The sequence below is a fragment of the Syntrophomonas curvata genome (assembly GCF_052976825.1).
On sequence record NZ_CM129641.1, the window covers coordinates 132,469 to 151,094 of the forward strand.

An 18,626-nucleotide genomic window follows, 5' to 3' on the forward strand; every position below is an offset into this window, starting at 1 on the left:
GTGCTCATTCGAGTCCTCTCGTACGGGTGGGGCTTCACTCTTAATTTCGGGACAGAGCAATACTTCCCAAGGAGGACCTTCGAAGCCCCCTGCCTTTACGAGAATATTTATCCGAGTTACCCCGGAATTCCTATGTGATTGTCAAAAGAACTAAGCTTTTTGATTTAGGTACGTCTAACTACAATGTACAAGGGAGGTAACGCTATTGTATAAAAGATTGAGGGATACATTAATTATGACGGCTTTAGCGTTGGTGATTGTTGCAGGCATACTGTTCAAGCTTACGCCGACGGCAAGTGCAGCAGATACTTGGGACGGTTCTTCTAAAACTGCGTTTACCGTTGGGAACGGATCAGCCCTTGCCCCGTATCAAATTGCCACGGGCGCGCAGCTTGCATATTTAGCGGAACAGGTAAATTTAGGGCAACCTTATACCGGCGAATTCTTTAAGCTCACAGACGATATTAATCTTAATAATCATCCCTGGACACCGATAGGAACGGGCAATTCCTTTGGAGGAATATTTGATGGAAATGGAAAAATTATTTCCAACCTGATGATAAATTCGTCTTCAGCCGAAACAATTGTAGGTTTGTTTGGTTATATAGACGGTGCAACTATAAACAAAGTGGGGGTGGAAAATGTTGTCATAGATTCATCTCCATCAAATTCCTATGTAGGCGGTCTGGCAGGTGGTGCTTTGTCCAGTAATATAACCAACAGCTATGCAACAGGAATTATTAAAGGAGTAAACGAAGTTGCCATGGTTGGAGGCCTGGTCGGATATATAAATGGCAGCATTATAACTAACAGCTATGCAACGGCAAGTGTGGAGTGTGGAATAAATAACGGCAAAGCGGGCGGTTTGACAGGATTTGGCGAAGGAAGCAGCCAAATAACCAACAGCTATGCAACAGGCAACGTGAAGGGCGGTACAGGCAGTTATGCGGGCGGCCTGTTAGGAGTTGCCAGCGGCTGTACAATAACCAGCAGCTATGCAACAGGCGGGGTGACTGGTGCTGCTGGCAGTGTAGGCGGTCTGGCCGGAGGCATCAATCCTGCAACCATAACAAATTGCTATTGGAACAGTACTGCAATAGCAACAGGAGTTGGTGCTATTGGTTCTGACGGCATCAGCACCAATGATTCCACTGGAAAACCTTCAGTCGATATGACGCTTCCTGCGTTTGTGATCGGTTTAAACGCGGGAGGAACTGCGTGGAAAGCAGATACAGAGGGCAAAAATTCAGGTTATCCGGTATTAGACGGTGTCGGTGTGGGTATACAAACTGGAACAACCATTGATTCTATAGTTTGTACGAGCCCCGCATCAAGTATCACCAATGCAGCCAGTGTAACCTACCGTGCTGCTTTCGGTAAGGGTGTTACCGGAGTCAGCACAAGTAATTTTGATTTAAATCCTACCGTGACCGGTGCTTCTATCAATAGTGTATCCGTTGTGGCGGAATCCTCAAATGCCCAGTGGGATATTACGGTGAACACTGGCACCGGAGATGGCGCTTTAACTCCCAGGTTAGTGAACGATACAGGCCTTAGCCTGAGTATTACAACTGTAAAGCCCTATTCCAACCAATCATATACCATTGACAAAACACCGCCGGCTATAAGTATTGGTGCGCCATCGGCTGCACTGACTTCCAACGGTCCGGTGACCTATACCGTTACTTATTCAGATGCGAATTTTAATGCCAGCACTCTGGCTGTAGAAAACATAACACTTAATAGGACGGGTAATGCCGATGGAACGCTGGGTGTAAACGGAACAGGCCTCACACGCACGGTCACCATCAGCGGTATTACCGGCAACGGCACTCTGGGAATCTCCATAGCGGCGGGAACTGCATCAGACATGGCAGGAAACGCCGCTCCAGGGGCTGGACCGAGTACAACCTTTACTGTTGAAAATACTCCCCCGAACATCACCACACAACCAGATAGTTCAACCGTAACCGCCGGAAACAACGCCAGCTTTACGGTAGCCGCAACCGGGACAGGTCTCACCTACCAGTGGCAGGTGAATACCGGCTCGGGCTTCAGCAATATAGCTGACGGCGGCGTTTACAGCAACGCAACAACAGCCACCCTGAATATCACCGGAGCCACGGCGGCTATGAACGGATATCAATATCGTGTGATCATAACCGGTACAGTAGCTCCGTCGGCCACATCCAATGCAGCAGCCCTGACAGTCAACAGCCCGCCGGCCATTACCGGTCAGCCAGGCAATGCGACCGTAACCGCCGGAAACAACGCCAGCTTTACGGTAGCCGCAACCGGAACAGGTCTCACCTACCAGTGGCAGGTGAATACCGGCTCGGGCTTCGGCAATATAGCTGACGGCGGCGTTTACAGCAACGCAACAACAGCCACCCTGAATATCACCGGAGCCACGGCGGCTATGAACGGATATCAATATCGTGTGATCATAACCGGTACAGTAGCTCCGTCGGCTACATCCAATGCAGCAGCCCTGACAGTCAACAGCCCGCCGGCCATTACCGGTCAGCCAGGCAATGCGACCGTAACCGCCGGAAACAACACCAGCTTTACGGTAGCCGCAACCGGAACAGGTCTCACCTACCAGTGGCAGGTGAATACCGGCTCGGGCTTCAGCAATATAGCTGACGGCGGCGTTTACAGCAACGCAACAACAGCCACCCTGAATATCACCGGAGCCACGGCGGCTATGAACGGATATCAATATCGTGTGATCATAACCGGTACAGTAGCTCCGTCGGCTACATCCAATGCAGCAGCCTTGACAGTCAACAGCCCGCCGGCCATTACCGGTCAGCCAGGCAATGCGACCGTAACCGCCGGAAACAACGCCAGCTTTACGGTAGCCGCAACCGGAACAGGTCTCACCTACCAGTGGCAGGTGAATACCGGCTCGGGCTTCAGCAATATAGCTGACGGCGGCGTTTACAGCAACGCAACAACAGCCACCCTGAATATCACCGGAGCCACGGCGGCTATGAACGGATATCAATATCGTGTGATCATAACCGGTACAGTAGCTCCGTCGGCCACATCCAATGCAGCAGCCCTGACAGTCAACAGCCCGCCGGCCATTACCGGTCAGCCAGGCAATGCGACCGTAACCGCCGGAAACAACGCCAGCTTTACGGTAGCCGCAACCGGAACAGGTCTCACCTACCAGTGGCAGGTGAATACCGGCTCGGGCTTCGGCAATATAGCTGACGGCGGCGTTTACAGCAACGCAACAACAGCCACCCTGAATATCACCGGAGCCACGGCGGCTATGAACGGATATCAATATCGCTGTGTGGTAACGGATGCCGGTGCCCTCTCGAGCACTTCCGGCAGTGCAGCCCTGACAGTCAACAGCCCGCCGGCCATTACCGGCCAGCCAAGCAATGCAAGCGTCAATGCTGGAAACAACACCAGCTTCACGGTAGCCGCAACCGGAACAGGTCTCACCTACCAGTGGCAGGTGAATACCGGCTCAGGCTTCAGCAATATAGCTGACGGCGGCGTTTACAGCAACGCAACAACAGCCACCCTGAATATCACCGGAGCCACGGCGGCTATGAACGGATATCAATATCGTGTGATCATAACCGGTACAGTAGCTCCGTCGGCCACATCCAATGCAGCAGCCCTGACAGTCAACAGCCCGCCGGCCATTACCGGTCAGCCAGGCAATGCAAGCGTCAATGCCGGAAACAACACCAGCTTTACGGTAGTCGCAACCGGAACAGGTCTCACCTACCAATGGCAGGTGAATACCGGCTCGGGCTTCAGCAATATAGCTGACGGCGGCGTTTACAGCAACGCAACAACAGCCACCCTGAATATCACCGGAGCCACGGCAGCTATGAACGGATATATATATCGCTGTGTGGTAACGGATGCCGGTACCCTCTCGAGCACTTCCGGCAGTGCAACCCTGACAGTCAACAGGCCGCCGGCCATTACCGGTCAGCCAGGCAATGCGACCGTCAATGCCGGAAACAACGCCAGCTTTACGGTAGCCGCAACCGGAACAGGTCTCACCTACCAGTGGCAGGTGAATACCGGCTCGGGCTTCAGCAATATAGCTGACGGCGGCGTTTACAGCAACGCAACAACAGCCACCCTGAATATCACCGGAGCCACGGCGGCTATGAACGGATATCAATATCGGGTGATCATAACCGGTACAGCAGCTCCGTCGGCCACATCCAATGCAGCAGCCCTGACAGTCAGCAGCCCGCCGGCCATTACCGGTCAGCCAGGCAATGCAAGCGTCAATGCCGGAAACAACACCAGCTTTACGGTAGTCGCAACCGGAACAGGTCTCACCTACCAATGGCAGGTGAATACCGGCTCGGGCTTCAGCAATATAGCTGACGGCGGCGTTTACAGCAACGCAACAACAGCCACCCTGAATATCACCGGAGCCACGGCAGCTATGAACGGATATATATATCGCTGTGTGGTAACGGATGCCGGTACCCTCTCGAGCACTTCCGGCAGTGCAACCCTGACAGTCAACAGGCCGCCGGCCATTACCGGTCAGCCAGGCAATGCGACCGTCAATGCCGGAAACAACGCCAGCTTTACGGTAGCCGCAACCGGAACAGGTCTCACCTACCAGTGGCAGGTGAATACCGGCTCGGGCTTCAGCAATATAGCTGACGGCGGCGTTTACAGCAACGCAACAACAGCCACCCTGAATATCACCGGAGCCACGGCGGCTATGAACGGATATCAATATCGGGTGATCATAACCGGTACAGCAGCTCCGTCGGCCACATCCAATGCAGCAGCCCTGACAGTCAGCAGTACATTCCCCGGTGGCGGCAGTAATTCATCAACAGCTACGCCTGCCCCTATAACGGCAGTAACCGGCGCCGACATTCAGGTAAACGGCCATACTGAAAACGCAGGAATAGCTACAACGTCCAAGCAAGGTGATCAGACCGTAACCATCCTAAGCGTTAATCCTGACAAGCTGCAAGCAAAGCTTGAAGCGGAAGGCAGTAATGCCGTAGTGACCATTCCAGTTATGACAGGATCTGATATTGTGGTTGGAGAACTGACTGGCCAAATGGTTAAGAATATGGAAAACAAACAGGCTATATTAGAAGTCAAGACCGATAGTGCAACCTATATTCTCCCTGCTCAACAGATCAGAATTGATGAAATATCAGCGCAATTCGCTTCCAATGTAGAACTAAAGGATATAAAGGTACAGATACAGATGGCGACTCCCGCAGGCGAAATAGTCAAGGTAGTGGAGAACTCTGCCAGGACAGGTGAGTTTACTATAGTAGCACCGCCGATAGAATTCAATGTTCGATGCACCTTCGGAAATAAAACTGTGTCTGTGAATAGCTTTAACTCTTATGTCGAAAGAACCGTAGCCATCCCGGAAGGGGTAGACCCAAGTAAAATTACTACCGGAGTAGTGATTGAAGCAGATGGAAGCGTAAGACCAGTACCGACCCGTATAGTACAAATAGACGGCAAATACTATGCTAAAATCAACAGTTTAACCAACAGTACCTATTTAGTTATCTGGCATCCCATCGAATTCAAGGATGTAGATAAACACTGGGCCAAAACTGCAGTCAATGATATGGGATCAAGAATGGTCATCAGCGGAGTAAGTAAAGGTAGCTTCGAGCCTGACCGAGATATTACCCGGGCAGAGTTTGCCAGTATTGTGGTGCGAGCTTTAGGATTGAAACCCGGCAGCAGCCAGGAGGATTTTTCCGATGTTCAAAGCAGCGACTGGTATAGCGGTGCCATACAAACGGCCTCCCAGTACAAAATAATCTCCGGTTACGGCAACGGGAAATTTGGTCCCACAGATAAGGTTACCCGCGAACAAGCCATGACCATGATTGCAAAAGCTATGAATATCACCGGATTAAAGGTGGAAATCCCATCAGTAGATGCCGAAAAGCTATTGGCCGCATATGTAGATGCCGACAAAACAGCAGAGTATGCCAAAATCAGCGCGGTTGTCTGTATAAAAACCGGGATCATATCCGGAAAGGGTACCAATATGGTAGCTCCGAAGGATAACATCACCAGAGCTGAGGTGGCAGTGATTATACAAAAACTATTGCAAAAATCGAGTCTCATTTAGATGAGCAACCAGAAAGAAGAGTCTATATGTAGAGGGATTGCAACCTAGTCAGTCTTCTATCATAATTATACTTAAATAAATGAAAAGATGGCCTGCTCAATAACTTGAACAAGCCATCTTTTTGTAGTAGTTCTGAGAACATCTTTTAAGGTATCGAACTAGTCTTTTAGTTGGAGCTCAAAGTATAAGAGCCATTTACCTGATTAATGTTATAATTATATCCTTTGCGGCCTTTTTTCTGAATCTGCACCTGATAGAGGTGGGTAATATTTACTGTGGTTTGCACTTGTTGTCTGACCAAAAATCAGGTAAACGATATAAAGGAATTGGCCAAGAAAAATCAAATATCGCGCAGTGCACTGGTGAGGATGATAATAAGGGAATATTTGGCCAGGCAGGAGGAAGAAAAAGGAAAGTAAGGCTTCGTTTATGAGGGGTATAGGAGTTATGTGAAGAAGATGCTTGTTGCGTAGGGGCAAGCATCTTTTTTATGGGATAAAAATACGGGTTTAAAACACCGCTTGCTCAGATATTGGGGTAAAATACTATACAAACGGGAAAGCGAGGGCATGTTTTTTGGAGGAAATGATTAAACGGATTAACCAGCTGGCCAAAAAGAAGAAGGAAGAGGGGCTTACCCCGGAAGAATTAAAGGAGCAGAAGGAACTATATGCAGTATACCTGCAAAACATCCGGGAGCAGGTAAAAGCCCAGCTTGATGTCAGAGTTAATCCTTCCCGTCCGCAAGAATGTGACTGTTGCGGAGAACACCATCACCATGGTGGTAAATGCCAGCATTAACTTAACCGTATCCGCCCCGCAGGTGTTTGCCTGCGGGATTTTTTTACCCCCGCCTAAAGTTGGGAAATATACAGGCGTAATAAACTTGACAGGAACAGAACGGAGAATTATTATAATAGTGTACTAGTAAACTAATTCACCAGAGGAGGTGGCCGGATGTGGAATTTAATGCCTCGCAGCCGATTTATAAACAGATAATGGATGATTTTAAGAAAAAACTCATTCGCGGGGAATTAAAAGAAGGAGATAAAATACCTTCGCAGCGGGAATATGCTGAGAAGGCCAGGATCAACCCCAACACGGTACAGAGAGCTTATCGGGAAATGGAGAGCATGAATATGGTGGAAACATTAAGAGGGCAAGGAACCTTTATCAGTATATCCGGGGATAAGCTGGAGGATATAAAGATGGAAATGGCAGTTAATCTGGTAGACAATTTTATCAGTGAGATGGAGTCGCTGGGTTACAGTGCGGAAGCAATGCTGGAAATACTCGGGGAGGAACAATCCCGCCGGAAGGAGGCCGTCACTAGTGATAGAGTTTAAGAACGTAAGCAAAAGTTTTGGCAGCACTGTTGCCTTGGATAATGTCAGTATTTTATTTCCCAAGGGAAAAATAATCGGCCTGTTTGGACCTAATGGCGCCGGCAAGTCGACCAGCATGAAGCTGATTATGGGACTTAATCGTTCTGATCGGGGTGAAGTTATGGTGGACGGGCAGAACCCTCAGGACAAGAAGCAGGATGTAGCCTATCTGCCGGAGATTGACCATCTCTACCCCTGGATGAACATAGCCCGGGCAGCCAATTTCATCCGTACTTTTTATGCTGACTGGGATGAGGCCAAATACCGGGAATTAATTAAATATCTTAATCTGAAAGAAGATATGAAAATTTCCAAGATTTCCAAAGGCCAGCGGGCCAAAACCAAGCTGCTCCTGACCGTATCCCGGCGAGCACCATATCTGCTGATGGATGAACCGTTGTCCGGTATTGACATTTTAACCCGGGAAGAGATTATCAACACCTTAATCAGGGATTACCGGGAAGGGGAACAGACTATTATCATTTCCACCCATGAAATTGCCGAGGTGGAGAGCCTGGTGGACGAAGTAATCTTCTTGGATCGCGGTGCAGTAAAGCTTAGTGGCAATGCTGAAGATTTGCGGGTGGAAAGAAACATGTCCCTGGTAGAACTGATGAAGGAGGCGTTCAGAAATGCAGACTAGCAGCTGGAAGAAGTTTTTTAAGCTTTATGCCAAGGAAATGTGGGATCTGCGCCCCGAAATATTCATAGTGCTGGCAGCAACTCTGGTAATAGACATTGTATTGTATTATAAAGCCCAGAATTTTCCCGCTTTGGTTGTCGGACCTTTGATGATGATTTTAGGGCTGGCGGCGCTCTTGCCTTTTATATCCTCTTTTAAACTGCTGGGACGGGAATGGAATTTTAACACGGTTTACCTGTTGCTGTCCCTGCCGGTAAGGGGAGCAAGTATTCTGGGTTCCAAACTGCTGGCCCTGCTCAGCCAGTATGTTATTGGGACGGTGGTGGTTTCTATCGGAGGCATTATTCTGGTCTTGGTGCTCTTCCCTGAACCGGGGCTCCTGGAAACCTTGAGACAGGCCCAGGCACTGGGCATAGATACCCGAATACAAACCATGCTCAGCTCAGGGCTTCTATGTTTCCTGATGACTCTGGTAGGGATGGCTTATATAATCTGTATCAGCTTTTTCAGTCAGCTGCTGGGCAAATTAGTAAGGCGCTTTTCCGGCCTGGTAACGGCTATTGTTTTCGTAGCCACCTTCTGGCTGATGGGTAAAGCAATGACCCCTCTGTGGCAACAACTGGGAAACTACAGCCAGATGCACATGAGCCAGTATAACTTCAGTATGGCAGCCTTTAATCAATTGGTAGGGATAAACACGCTTATCATGCTGGCAGGTACGGTAATAGTGTTTATAGCTGCGGTACTGGTGTACAACCATAAAATAGAACTATAATTTTATATCAGGAGAGGGGTGTATTACGGGAGGGTTTCTTCCGATGTGCCCCTTCTTTGCTATACTCCATTTCTGCTTGCATTTTTGCAGGCAGTCTGCCCTCCGCCTTTCAGGTGGTGAAAAGCAGAAAGTAGCCGTAGCCCGGGCCCTGACAGTAAGCTGTTTACAGCCACCCGGGGCCATAAGCGCCCGGTCGTTTTGGAATAAGGAAACGGTTTTTAAAAATTACAGGTTAACCATGCTCGCCTGGGGCAGGATCGGGTGACTGGACGCCAAGCGCGTTTTTTTGCTGCCGGGAAAAAGTTTGCGGTCAAGAGTCTCGCCATAAAGATATAGCTGGCGGTTGAGAGCCTCCAACTGCGGCCCCGGGCTAGCGATTATATTAAAGACGTCTTCTATAACCGGCTCCTCGGTTTGGATAACAAATACCCGGAAACGACCCTGCAGGTACACCACACCCATTTCATCACTTTTTTCCATCTGCAAATCAATATAGAGCTGCTGCTCTTCCAAATTTTCCGGGACAGAGTTGATGATATGGTAGCCATTGGTCATATTATTGAGCACGCCATTGATTTCTTGCGCCAAAAGTTCAGGTTTTTTATAGCAAAGCGGCACCATATTGCGATCCATATAAGAAATAATACTTTTCATTATGGATGGGTGCGCAGCCGTTGCTGCCATCTCAAATAAGACTTGTATTCTGCAGTTCAAGGAGATCACACCTCTCTAGCTATACCCTCCGCTTATAGTCTATAAATAAAGAAGGTCTTTTTCAACGACAATTTACGCTATAATTCTTGCCGAATTAGAGTAATATATCGAAATATCTGTGACAGCACAGCGGAAATAATATTGGAGGTTTAAATCTTATTATTTAGGAAATAATTTTTAGTATCAGAGAGGGGGAGACAACTTATGTTTAAAAAATGCCTGACTATCGCCATCGTATTATGCGTGACCCTGTTGGGAGCATATACTCTGATGGCCTGGGGCCAGCCCTTAAATAAAAGCGTATTAAGGCTGCATGTAATAGCTAACAGCGACAGCCCGGCGGATCAGGCTTTAAAACTGGAGGTCAAGGATCGCATCGTTGCTCATATGGGTAATGAATTCGCTGATGTAAAAAGTGCGGAAGAAGCCCGCTCTATTGCCATAAATAAACAGGAGGAGATAAAAGAACTGGCTGAGTCGGTGGTAGCTGCCCGGGGGTATAACTACCCGGTAGCAGTTTATATAGGAGAATTTGATTTCCCAACCAAGAGTTACGGCAATGTGGTATTTCCCCAGGGGCGATACGAAGCGGTGAGAGTGGTGCTGGGAGGAGGGGAAGGCAAAAACTGGTGGTGTGTCCTGTTTCCGCCCCTGTGTATGGTTTCCTCCTCTGACCAGGGCCTGAGTCTTAGTAGCCCCTCCGAGGCTCAGGTCAGTCTGAAATGCCTGGAACTAATCCCACGGGGGATGAAGGTTAAATTATCTGGAAATTAAGCTAGTTATGTGACAGCCCTGTAAAGGAATGGAGTATTCTTTTATAGGTGGTTAAGCGAAGTTGGATGATGAACCGGTAACTCAGATTTGCCCCTGCACTTGACAGAGGGCTGACAATACTTTCCCTTTATTTTCTTAAATCTCATTACATTCCCCCCTAACCCCGGGGAACGGCCCAGCCGTTCCCCGTTTTTCATATCGGAAAAACACTGCTGCTTAAGCTATGGCAGGAAAAATATTGGTTGAGTGGAATTTTAGTTATATAATTAAAAAAATACAGGAGCAGTAAATGATGCGAAATAGAATAATCTTAGAAGCTCCGGCTAAAATAAACCTTACCCTGGACGTGATCGGGAAACGGGATGATGGCTATCACGAATTGGAAACCGTTATGCACCAGATTAATCTTTTTGACCGGATAGCGCTGGAAATATGGGATCAAGGAATTGAACTTGCAACCAGCAGCAGCGAAATTCCTGTTGGTGAAGATAACCTGGCTTATAAGGCAGCGCTTGCCATTCTCAAAAAATGTGGCCCGGGAGCCGGGATCAAGATATTTATCGAGAAAAACATACCGATAGGAGCCGGCTTGGCCGGGGGCAGTACTGACGCCGCCGCCGTGCTGGCCGGAATTAACTACCTTTACGGCAGCCGGTTTTCCTGTCAGGATTTGCTTGAACTGGCTGCTGCTGTTGGCTCCGATGTACCCTTCTGCTTGCCTGAGCATTATACAGAGCATTATTCCGGAGTCTTGATGAGCCCTGGAGCTACGGCTATAGCCCGGGGACGGGGGGAAATACTTGAACCCCTGCCCGCCAAGACCATTCCCTTTATCTTATTGGTCAAGCCGGGATTTCAGCTGTCTACCGCCCAGATCTACGCGGAGTTTGGCCTGCAGGCAGTCAACCAATCCCCTGATACCAGAAGCTTTTTGCAGGCATGGTATAATAACGATATTATTAGTATAGCAACTTATATGGGTAATGTGCTGGAGTCGGTCAGTATCAGGAAAAAGCCGGAGATAGGAATAGTCAAGGCCAGAATGAAAGAACAGGGAGCTATTAACGCCCTGATGTCCGGCAGCGGACCAAGCGTATTCGGCATTTTCCCCGATGAAGCAACAGCCCGCCAGGCATTTACGGAGTTTAAGCAGGACTACCGGGAAGTATACCTGGTTTCATCCTATGGAAGAGGTGATTGAAGTGCAAGAGAAAAGACTGCTGCCGGTAAATCTTGATTCCTACAAACCCCTGCGGGAACTTGTCTTGGAGGCCATCAGAGAAGCTATAATAAGCGGGGCCTTAAAGCCGCGGGAAAGGCTCATGGAAATACAGCTGGCTGAAGAACTGGGGGTATCCCGCACACCTATCCGGGAGGCCTTGCGTAAACTGGAACTGGAGGGTTTCATTGTAATGGTTCCTCGCAAAGGGGCCTATGTAGCCGATATTTCATTCAAAGATATAGCCGATGTATTTGAAATCAGAGCCGCACTGGAGGCTCTGGCTGCAGGACTGGCCGCAGAACGGATAACGGAAGAGGAAATGGAATACCTGGAGAGGCACCTGGTGGAAAAAGCTGACGCCATAGCCCACAACGATATGGTTCGTCTGGTGGAGATTGATACCCAGTTCCATGAAGCCGTATACCGGGCCAGCCGTAATGAACGCCTTTTTACCATAATAAACAACCTGCGTGAACAGATTCAACGCTTCCGGGCTACGTCTCTGGCCTATCCGGGCCGAATGAAGCAGTCCCTGGAAGAACACCGTCTTATCGTGGAGGCCATTCAGGCGCGTGATGTGCCGGGAGCCCGCCAGGCAGCTCAGGATCATATCGAGAATGCGGAAAACAGTATGATTGAGTCTATAAAAAAGGACGGATTTCCCATAGCTGATTAACGGAGGTATAAGTATGCAATACGACGCCATCATCCTGGCGGGGGGAGAAAGCAGCAGCGAACTAAAAAAAATAGCTCCCTATGATAATGAAGCTCTGATTATAATCGGCAATTACCCTATGATTTACTATGTTTATAGGGCCCTGAGGCAATCGAGCTTCGTAAGGAATATTGTTATCAGCGGGCCCACCGAAGCTTTACGCAATATATTTGCCCGGGAAGAGCGGCTTTTCTTTGTAAATGGAGGCGAAAATGCCATAGAAAGCTTTGCCCACGGTATGGAAATACTACAGGAAAAAGGTATCAGTGAGCAGGTTTTAATAATGCCTTCGGATATACCTTTTATTACTACTGAAGCTATTGACGACTTTATAAAACAGGCACAAGCAAGCGAGGCTGATTTCTATTACCCGGTAACCTGCAAGGAGGTAAACGAAGCCAAATTCCCCGGGGTTGCCCGCACCTATGTTAATATTAAAGACGGTATTTTTACCGGGGGCAACCTGTTTATATTAAGATCAGCATTGTTTGAACAGGTGCTGGATATAGCATTAAAACTGGTGGAGCGCAGGAAAAACCCTCTGGCCATGGCCAAACTATTTGGCTTTGGCCTGGTTTGGAAATACATTATCCGGCGTCTGAGCATTGAGACCGTGGAAAAAAGATTCTACGAAGTGCTGGGGATTAGAGGCAAGGCTGTAATATCTCCTTATGCCGAAGTAGGTGTAGACGTAGATAAGCCCAGCGATCTGGAACTGGCCCAAAAATATCTGGCCGGAGTAAAATTTTAGGCTGCCGGGAGCAGGAGGTGGAAGGTGCTGCCCTGTCCCGGGGTGCTTTCAGCCCAGATCTTGCCCTGATGCGCCTCGACAAAACCCCGCGCTATGGCCAGCCCCAGCCCGGTTCCCCCCAGGCGCCTGGAGCGGGAACGCTCCGCCCGGTAAAAGCGGTCAAATATATGCTCTAAATCCTGCTCCTCAATACCTTTTCCCGAATCACTTATAGCTATGTGGACAAAACCGCCCTCGCCCTTACCGGCAGCCAGTTTGATAGTGCCGCCTTCCGGGGTATAGGCCATGGCATTGCTGAGCAGATTAATCAGCACCTGCAATATCCGGTCTTTATCCACATAAAGAGCAGGTACATCGTCTGCTATCTCGCTGCTAAAATTTTTGCCCTGCAATTCCAGAGTATTGATTATGGGAAACAGTGCATCCAGCAACGGCGGCAGTTCACATGCCTTAAGATTTAGAGCCAGCCGGCCGCTTTCCACCCGGCTCAGCACCTCCAGGTCATCCACCAGCTTGGAGAGGCGAATAACCTCATCCTGCAGTGAGAGATAGGTTTCCTCGGAAGGGTTTAGCGCTCCGCTCTGCAGCGATTCCAGGTTGCCCCGCAAAATGGACAGGGGGGTTTTCAATTCGTGAATAATATCGGCAGTCATATTTTCTCTCCGGTTCTGGGCTTCTTCCAGCTTTTGAGCCATAAGATTAAAATTATCGGCCAGAACTGCAAATTCCTGGTCTCCTCCAACCGGGGCCCGGGTTTGCCAGCGGCCTTCGGCCAACTGGTTGGTAGCCCGAACCAAATCGCTTATGGGGTGACTTATTTTATGGCTGATAAAAATTGCCGCCAGAATCGCAATAATTAGAGTCAGCAGGGCGGCCAGGAGGGTGGCCCGACTCATATTATGCAGAAAATCCACTTCCAGGTCCCCCAGGCGGCTGACCCCGGCATTGAAAAAGATAACGCTGCCGATATACATATTATCTATCAACAAAGGATAAGCATTTTGCCAATCCTTACTGCTCAAGGTTCTGCCCAGCCTGGTACCGTTGGAATCGCCGACTACCTGATGACTGGCATCCACTACCACTACTTCACTACCCATCAGATAGCGTTGGGAGCTCATGCCCAGGCCGCGGCCGCGGAAATGGTGGCCAGGTACGGCAATATCTCCGGTCGAACTCTGCAGGTAGCTCTGCAAGCCATCCCAACTGCCCCGGGCAGCATAATAGGCGGTCAGGGAACCTGCCCAATGCTGGCATTGAACGGAGATGCTGCGATCTATATAGCGGGAGAAAATGTTGCTGGTGGAATTATAAATCAATCCTGCCAGGAGGAAGACCGAAAGCACCGCCATGGCCGCCATGGATAGAGCCAGCCTATGAGATATCTTCATGCCCGTTTCCCTCCTTTTCCACCTTATAGCCGATACCGTAGACCGACTTGATGCCGAGCCTGCTGCCGGCCTTCTCCAGCTTGCGGCGCAAGTTGCTTATATGGGTGTCAATAGAGCGTTCATAACCTTCGTAGATATCGCCGTAAGCCCTTTCCAAAAGCTGCAAGCGGCTCAAAACCTGACCGGGGTGTTCCAGCAGGGAAAAAATCAGCTTAAATTCTGTAGGGGTTAGCGCAACCGGATTGTCCTCAACAAACAATTCAAAACGAGCCGGTTCCAGCCGCAGGTTGGCTATTGCCATCGAGGAGCTTCCGCCGGCGGATGAGCTTTTGCTGCGTCGCAATACTGCTTTGATACGGGCACTGAGTTCGCGCAAGCTGAAAGGTTTGCTGACATAATCGTCGGCACCCAGTTCCAGCCCCAGCAGCTTATCGATTTCATCACCTTTGGCGGTAAGGATAATAATAGGAACTTCACTAAAACGGCGGATTTCCTTGCATACTTCCAGACCGTTGACTTGGGGCAGCATTAAATCCAGGACGATCAAATCGAAGCTCTGCTGACGGAAAATCTCCAAAGCTTCGCGTCCGTTACTCGCCCGGGCAGTTTCAAAGCCTTCCTGGCCGAGATAATTTTCAAGCATGGAAAGAATTTTGTCTTCATCGTCCACCAGCAGCAGTCTATAGGCCATCATGCAACTCCTCCATTAACCTTATCTTAACACTCCCGTTCAAGTCTCATCCACCGAACCTCAGGCCGAGAAGACGGGAAAACTCATCCCGGCCTCCTATAGAGAATTTTTATGCGCCCGCCCCGGATTGTAGGGGTAGGCTGCTTTAAGCCGGATTTGCAGGGAAAAACAAGAACGCTCAAGCCTGTGAAAAATTTTTCATTCTTTCTGATAAAAGGTATAATACAATTGACTGTGAGATTTGATTCCCGGCCTTATACACACTGGCATATATTAAAGATAAAAACAATATTAGTATAGTTATTTTTTATATTAGGTAAAAAGGTGGATTTACAAGTGAGTTATTCAGCAATTATCCTGGCTGCGGGCAAGGGGGTTCGTATGCGTTCCCAAATGCCCAAGGTAGTTCATCGGGTGGCAGGGCGGCCCATGATATGGTATGTGGTCAATGCGGTCAGAGAAGCCGGAATTAGTGATATTACCCTGGTGGTAGGGCATGGCCGGGAAATAGTGGAGGAAGCCCTGAGAGGAGAGAACCTGCATTTTGTGGTGCAGGAACAGCAATTGGGCACTGGACATGCTCTGATGCAGGCTCAAAACAACATCGATCCCGCCAGCACCCTGATAGTTCTGGCCGGCGATACCCCCTTGCTGGAAGCTGCAACTGTCAAAAAACTGCTGGCATATCACCGGCAACAAGGGGCCGAAGCCACTGTACTCAGTGCTTTTCTGCCGGAGCCTTATGGCTATGGCCGTATCATACGCGAGGCCGATGGGGGACTTGAGCGCATTGCTGAAGAAAAAGACGCCAGTCCGGAAGAGAAGAGGATAACAGAAATAAATACGGGTATGTATTGCTTTCAGGCCCAACCGGTATTTAAAGCACTGGCCCGAATCAATACCGCCAATGCGCAGGGCGAATATTATTTGACCGATGTTTTACCCCTATTAAAACAAGGCGGGCACAAGGTAGCCGTAATGGCTATAGAAGAAACAGACCAGATTCATGGTATTAACGACCGGGTTCAGCTTGCCCGGGCCGAAAGCATAATCCGCCAGAAGCAAAACCAGGCATTGATGAGAAACGGGGTTACCATAATGGCTCCGGAGACCACTTTTATCGACAGCCAGGTAGAAATCGGCATGGATACAGTAGTGTACCCCTTCACCATCATCGAAGGGCAGACCCGCATAGGGCAGAACTGTGTTATCGGACCTCACAGCCGTATAAATGATTCCCTCATAGGCAATGATGTAGTAATTGAAAATTCGCGGGTTAATCAGGCTCGTATAGCCGACCGCTGCAATATTGGACCCTTTGCTTATCTCAGGCCTGAAGCCGAGCTGCATGAAGATGTTAAAGTAGGGGACTTTGTAGAAATAAAAAAATCCCGCATCGGTGCGGGCAGCAAGGTACCCCACCTCAGTTATGTCGGAGATGCCCTGCTGGGCAAAGGGGTTAATGTAGGTGCAGGCACCATAACCTGTAATTATGACGGAAAAAACAAACACCGTACCATACTGGAAGACCGGGTATTTATAGGCAGTAACACCAATCTGGTTGCCCCGGTCACTGTTGGGGAAGACTCTATAACCGGAGCAGGGTCAACCATCACCCGGGATGTTCCTGCCAACACCCTGGCCGTGGAACGGGCTGAACAAAGAAATTTAAAAAAAATAAATAAAAGCAAAACCAGCGATTAAACTGCTTTAAAGCATGACCATATGCAAGGAGAATTTTATAGGAGGTTAATACAATGAAAGCATCCAGGTGGAGGATGAAACTATTTACCGGGAACGCCAACCCCTGCCTAGCTGAGGAAATAGCTAAATACCTGGGAATGCCCATCGGAGATGCAAAAGTTTCGCGCTTTTCGGACGGGGAAATAAATTGTGTGATTGATGAAAGTGTTCGCGGGGTAGATGTTTTTGTAATTCAACCAACCTGTACCTTGGTTAATGAAAATTTGATGGAACTCCTCATCATGATTGATGCTTTCCGGAGAGCCTCTGCGTCCCGTATAAATGCAGTTATTCCCTATTACGGCTATGCCCGGCAGGATCGTAAAACCAGAGCGCGCGATCCCATTACCGCCAAACTGGTTTCCAACCTGATTACAGAGGCTGGTGCCCAGCGGGTGGTAGCAGTGGATTTGCATGCCACTCAGATCCAGGGCTTTTATGATATCCCGGTAGACCATCTGCCTGGAGTGCCCACGATAGCTGAATATTTTAAGGCTCGCGGTTTAAACGAGAATGCTGTTATTCTATCCCCCGATGTCGGTGGTGTGACCCGGGCCCGGGATTTGGCCGAAAAGTTGGGCGCGCCTTTGGCTATTGTGGACAAGCGTCGACCTGAGCCTAATGTATCGGAAGTAATGAATGTAATTGGTGATGTGAATGGGAAATCAGTCATAATTGTGGATGATATTATAGATACCGCGGGAACCCTGTGCACTGCAGCCAAAGTGATGAAAGAAAAAGGGGCCTTAAAAGTATACGGCTGCTGTACCCACCCGGTGTTTTCCGGACCGGCCATAGACCGGATTTCCAAGGCGCCTTTCGAAGAGATTGTGGTTACCAATACCATACCGTTAAGCGACGAGAAAAAACTCCCCAATATTACGGTTCTTTCCGTAGCTCCGCTTATTGGAGAGGCTATTCTCAGAATTCACGAAGACCTGTCGGTAAGCAAGCTTTTTGAGGGCTAGCCAGATTTTGGACATCAGTAGCTTAAACTGGTATAATTACTACTTAATAAGTGCAGCCTGGTATGCATTTAATTAAGGGAGTGATGTTATGGTTAATGCAGAAAAAATAAACTGCTCACCAAGAGAATTAGGCACCAGGGGCTACCTGAAAGAATTGAAACGTCGTGGGTTTATACCCGGAACGGTATACGGCAAGGGAATGGGCAACCAGGCTATTTCTCTTGACCTGCGCCATCTTACCCGGATTTTTCAAAACCATGGTTCGCGAGGTCTTTTTTCTTTACAAATAGGCGGCAATGGCAAGGCCCTTATGGCGGTAGTGCGGGAAATACAAAGACACCCCATTACCGGTCAGCTTATTCATGTGGACTTTTGGAAAGTTAGTATGGATGAGAAGATAAACAATACCGTAGGTGTTTACATTACTGGTGAAGAAGAACTGATCAAAAAAGGTGGTATCCTGCAAGTGGGTACCAAGGAGATTGAGGTCTTATGTCTGCCTCAGGATATTCCGGAAGGCCTGACCTGTGATGTGGGCACACTGGAAATTGGGGATAAGATTACGGCGGCCGACTTAACGGTGCCGGCAGGGGTGGAGATGCTTAGCGAGCCGGACACCCTGATAGTTACGGTATTGGCTCCATCCCGAGCCGCTACCGGGGTAGAAGAGGGAGAGACTGCCGCCGAAGCCGGAGAAACTGCAGAAGCCGAAGGCGAATAATTACTGCTGAAA

General features: G+C 49.0%; 16 protein-coding genes. 13 read left to right on the top strand and 3 right to left on the bottom strand.

Features of this window, described 5'->3' with window-relative positions; translation table 11 throughout:
* Positions 1–205 precede the first annotated feature (205 nt).
* The 6 genes from ACU70B_RS00735 to ACU70B_RS00760 all read left to right on the top strand — a co-directional run bounded on the left by ACU70B_RS00735 (position 206) and on the right by ACU70B_RS00760 (position 8,924).
* Entirely contained in the window at positions 206–6,121 is a 5,916-nt protein-coding gene (locus tag ACU70B_RS00735) for an S-layer homology domain-containing protein (protein ID WP_447184456.1), read from the top strand.
* A gap of 275 nt (positions 6,122–6,396) precedes the next feature.
* Positions 6,397–6,540: a ribbon-helix-helix domain-containing protein gene (locus tag ACU70B_RS00740; RefSeq protein ID WP_447184457.1), complete on the top strand. Its 144-nt coding sequence runs from the start codon at positions 6,397–6,399 to the stop codon at positions 6,538–6,540.
* A 166-nt stretch (positions 6,541–6,706) separates the two neighbouring features.
* Positions 6,707–6,922 (top strand): DUF896 domain-containing protein, encoded by a 216-nt coding sequence (locus tag ACU70B_RS00745; RefSeq protein WP_447184458.1) that lies wholly within the window; start codon positions 6,707–6,709, stop codon positions 6,920–6,922.
* Positions 6,923–7,080: 158 nt separating this feature from the next.
* Positions 7,081–7,467, top strand: coding sequence for a GntR family transcriptional regulator (locus tag ACU70B_RS00750; RefSeq protein WP_447184459.1), 387 nt, complete (start codon positions 7,081–7,083; stop codon positions 7,465–7,467).
* The gene (locus ACU70B_RS00755; protein WP_447184460.1) at positions 7,454–8,149 is read left to right on the top strand and encodes an ABC transporter ATP-binding protein; all 696 of its coding nucleotides are present in this window, start codon (positions 7,454–7,456) and stop codon (positions 8,147–8,149) included. The genes ACU70B_RS00750 and ACU70B_RS00755 overlap by 14 nt, the downstream gene beginning before the upstream one ends.
* Positions 8,139–8,924 (top strand): hypothetical protein, encoded by a 786-nt coding sequence (locus tag ACU70B_RS00760; protein ID WP_447184461.1) that lies wholly within the window; start codon positions 8,139–8,141, stop codon positions 8,922–8,924. Before ACU70B_RS00755 ends, ACU70B_RS00760 begins: the two co-directional genes overlap by 11 nt.
* 225 nt (positions 8,925–9,149) lie before the next feature.
* On the opposite strand, the gene ACU70B_RS00765 is transcribed toward ACU70B_RS00760, so the two are convergent.
* Positions 9,150–9,638, bottom strand: coding sequence for a hypothetical protein (locus tag ACU70B_RS00765; protein ID WP_447184462.1), 489 nt, complete (start codon positions 9,636–9,638; stop codon positions 9,150–9,152).
* A gap of 204 nt (positions 9,639–9,842) precedes the next feature.
* On the opposite strand from ACU70B_RS00765, the gene spoIIR reads away from it, so the two are divergent.
* The 4 genes from spoIIR (at position 9,843) to ACU70B_RS00785 (ending at position 13,100) form a co-directional block, all read left to right on the top strand.
* A complete protein-coding gene (gene spoIIR / locus ACU70B_RS00770; RefSeq protein WP_447184463.1) occupies positions 9,843–10,412 on the top strand; it encodes a stage II sporulation protein R in 570 nt (189 codons plus the stop codon).
* A gap of 289 nt (positions 10,413–10,701) precedes the next feature.
* Complete coding sequence (ispE, locus tag ACU70B_RS00775) at positions 10,702–11,613, top strand: 4-(cytidine 5'-diphospho)-2-C-methyl-D-erythritol kinase (protein WP_447184464.1); 912 nt, start codon at positions 10,702–10,704, stop codon at positions 11,611–11,613.
* A 1-nt stretch (position 11,614) separates the two neighbouring features.
* Positions 11,615–12,310, top strand: a complete 696-nt coding sequence (locus ACU70B_RS00780) for a GntR family transcriptional regulator (protein WP_447184465.1) — start codon at positions 11,615–11,617, stop codon at positions 12,308–12,310.
* A 13-nt stretch (positions 12,311–12,323) separates the two neighbouring features.
* Complete coding sequence (locus ACU70B_RS00785; RefSeq protein ID WP_447184466.1) at positions 12,324–13,100, top strand: nucleotidyltransferase family protein; 777 nt, start codon at positions 12,324–12,326, stop codon at positions 13,098–13,100.
* On the opposite strand, the gene ACU70B_RS00790 is transcribed toward ACU70B_RS00785, so the two are convergent.
* Both ACU70B_RS00790 and ACU70B_RS00795 read right to left on the bottom strand, forming a co-directional pair.
* Positions 13,097–14,491 (bottom strand): HAMP domain-containing sensor histidine kinase, encoded by a 1,395-nt coding sequence (locus ACU70B_RS00790; RefSeq protein ID WP_447184467.1) that lies wholly within the window; start codon positions 14,489–14,491, stop codon positions 13,097–13,099. The genes ACU70B_RS00785 and ACU70B_RS00790 overlap by 4 nt on opposite strands.
* Positions 14,475–15,185 (bottom strand): response regulator transcription factor, encoded by a 711-nt coding sequence (locus ACU70B_RS00795; protein ID WP_447184468.1) that lies wholly within the window; start codon positions 15,183–15,185, stop codon positions 14,475–14,477. The genes ACU70B_RS00790 and ACU70B_RS00795 overlap by 17 nt, the downstream gene beginning before the upstream one ends.
* 333 nt (positions 15,186–15,518) lie before the next feature.
* Here ACU70B_RS00795 and glmU point away from each other — a divergent pair, with 333 nt between their 5' ends.
* The 3 genes from glmU to ACU70B_RS00810 all read left to right on the top strand — a co-directional run bounded on the left by glmU (position 15,519) and on the right by ACU70B_RS00810 (position 18,614).
* Positions 15,519–16,886, top strand: a complete 1,368-nt coding sequence (glmU, locus tag ACU70B_RS00800; RefSeq protein ID WP_447184469.1) for a bifunctional UDP-N-acetylglucosamine diphosphorylase/glucosamine-1-phosphate N-acetyltransferase GlmU — start codon at positions 15,519–15,521, stop codon at positions 16,884–16,886.
* 53 nt (positions 16,887–16,939) lie between these two features.
* Complete coding sequence (locus ACU70B_RS00805; protein ID WP_447184470.1) at positions 16,940–17,893, top strand: ribose-phosphate diphosphokinase; 954 nt, start codon at positions 16,940–16,942, stop codon at positions 17,891–17,893.
* Between the two features lie 88 nt (positions 17,894–17,981).
* Complete coding sequence (locus tag ACU70B_RS00810; protein WP_447184471.1) at positions 17,982–18,614, top strand: 50S ribosomal protein L25; 633 nt, start codon at positions 17,982–17,984, stop codon at positions 18,612–18,614.
* Positions 18,615–18,626: the final 12 nt, after the last annotated feature.

What these genes read in the sequence shown, in the direction of transcription:
- ACU70B_RS00785 (WP_447184466.1), top strand. Translation starts at nt 12,324, where the DNA reads ATGCAATACGACGCCATCATCCTGGCGGGGGGAGAAAGCAGCAGCGAA.
- ispE (WP_447184464.1), top strand. Translation starts at nt 10,702, where the DNA reads ATGATGCGAAATAGAATAATCTTAGAAGCTCCGGCTAAAATAAACCTT.
- ACU70B_RS00795 (WP_447184468.1), bottom strand. Translation starts at nt 15,185, where the DNA reads ATGATGGCCTATAGACTGCTGCTGGTGGACGATGAAGACAAAATTCTT.
- ACU70B_RS00790 (WP_447184467.1), bottom strand. Translation starts at nt 14,491, where the DNA reads ATGAAGATATCTCATAGGCTGGCTCTATCCATGGCGGCCATGGCGGTG.
- spoIIR (WP_447184463.1), top strand. Translation starts at nt 9,843, where the DNA reads ATGTTTAAAAAATGCCTGACTATCGCCATCGTATTATGCGTGACCCTG.
- ACU70B_RS00805 (WP_447184470.1), top strand. Translation starts at nt 16,940, where the DNA reads ATGAAAGCATCCAGGTGGAGGATGAAACTATTTACCGGGAACGCCAAC.
- ACU70B_RS00760 (WP_447184461.1), top strand. Translation starts at nt 8,139, where the DNA reads ATGCAGACTAGCAGCTGGAAGAAGTTTTTTAAGCTTTATGCCAAGGAA.
- ACU70B_RS00810 (WP_447184471.1), top strand. Translation starts at nt 17,982, where the DNA reads ATGGTTAATGCAGAAAAAATAAACTGCTCACCAAGAGAATTAGGCACC.
- ACU70B_RS00745 (WP_447184458.1), top strand. Translation starts at nt 6,707, where the DNA reads ATGATTAAACGGATTAACCAGCTGGCCAAAAAGAAGAAGGAAGAGGGG.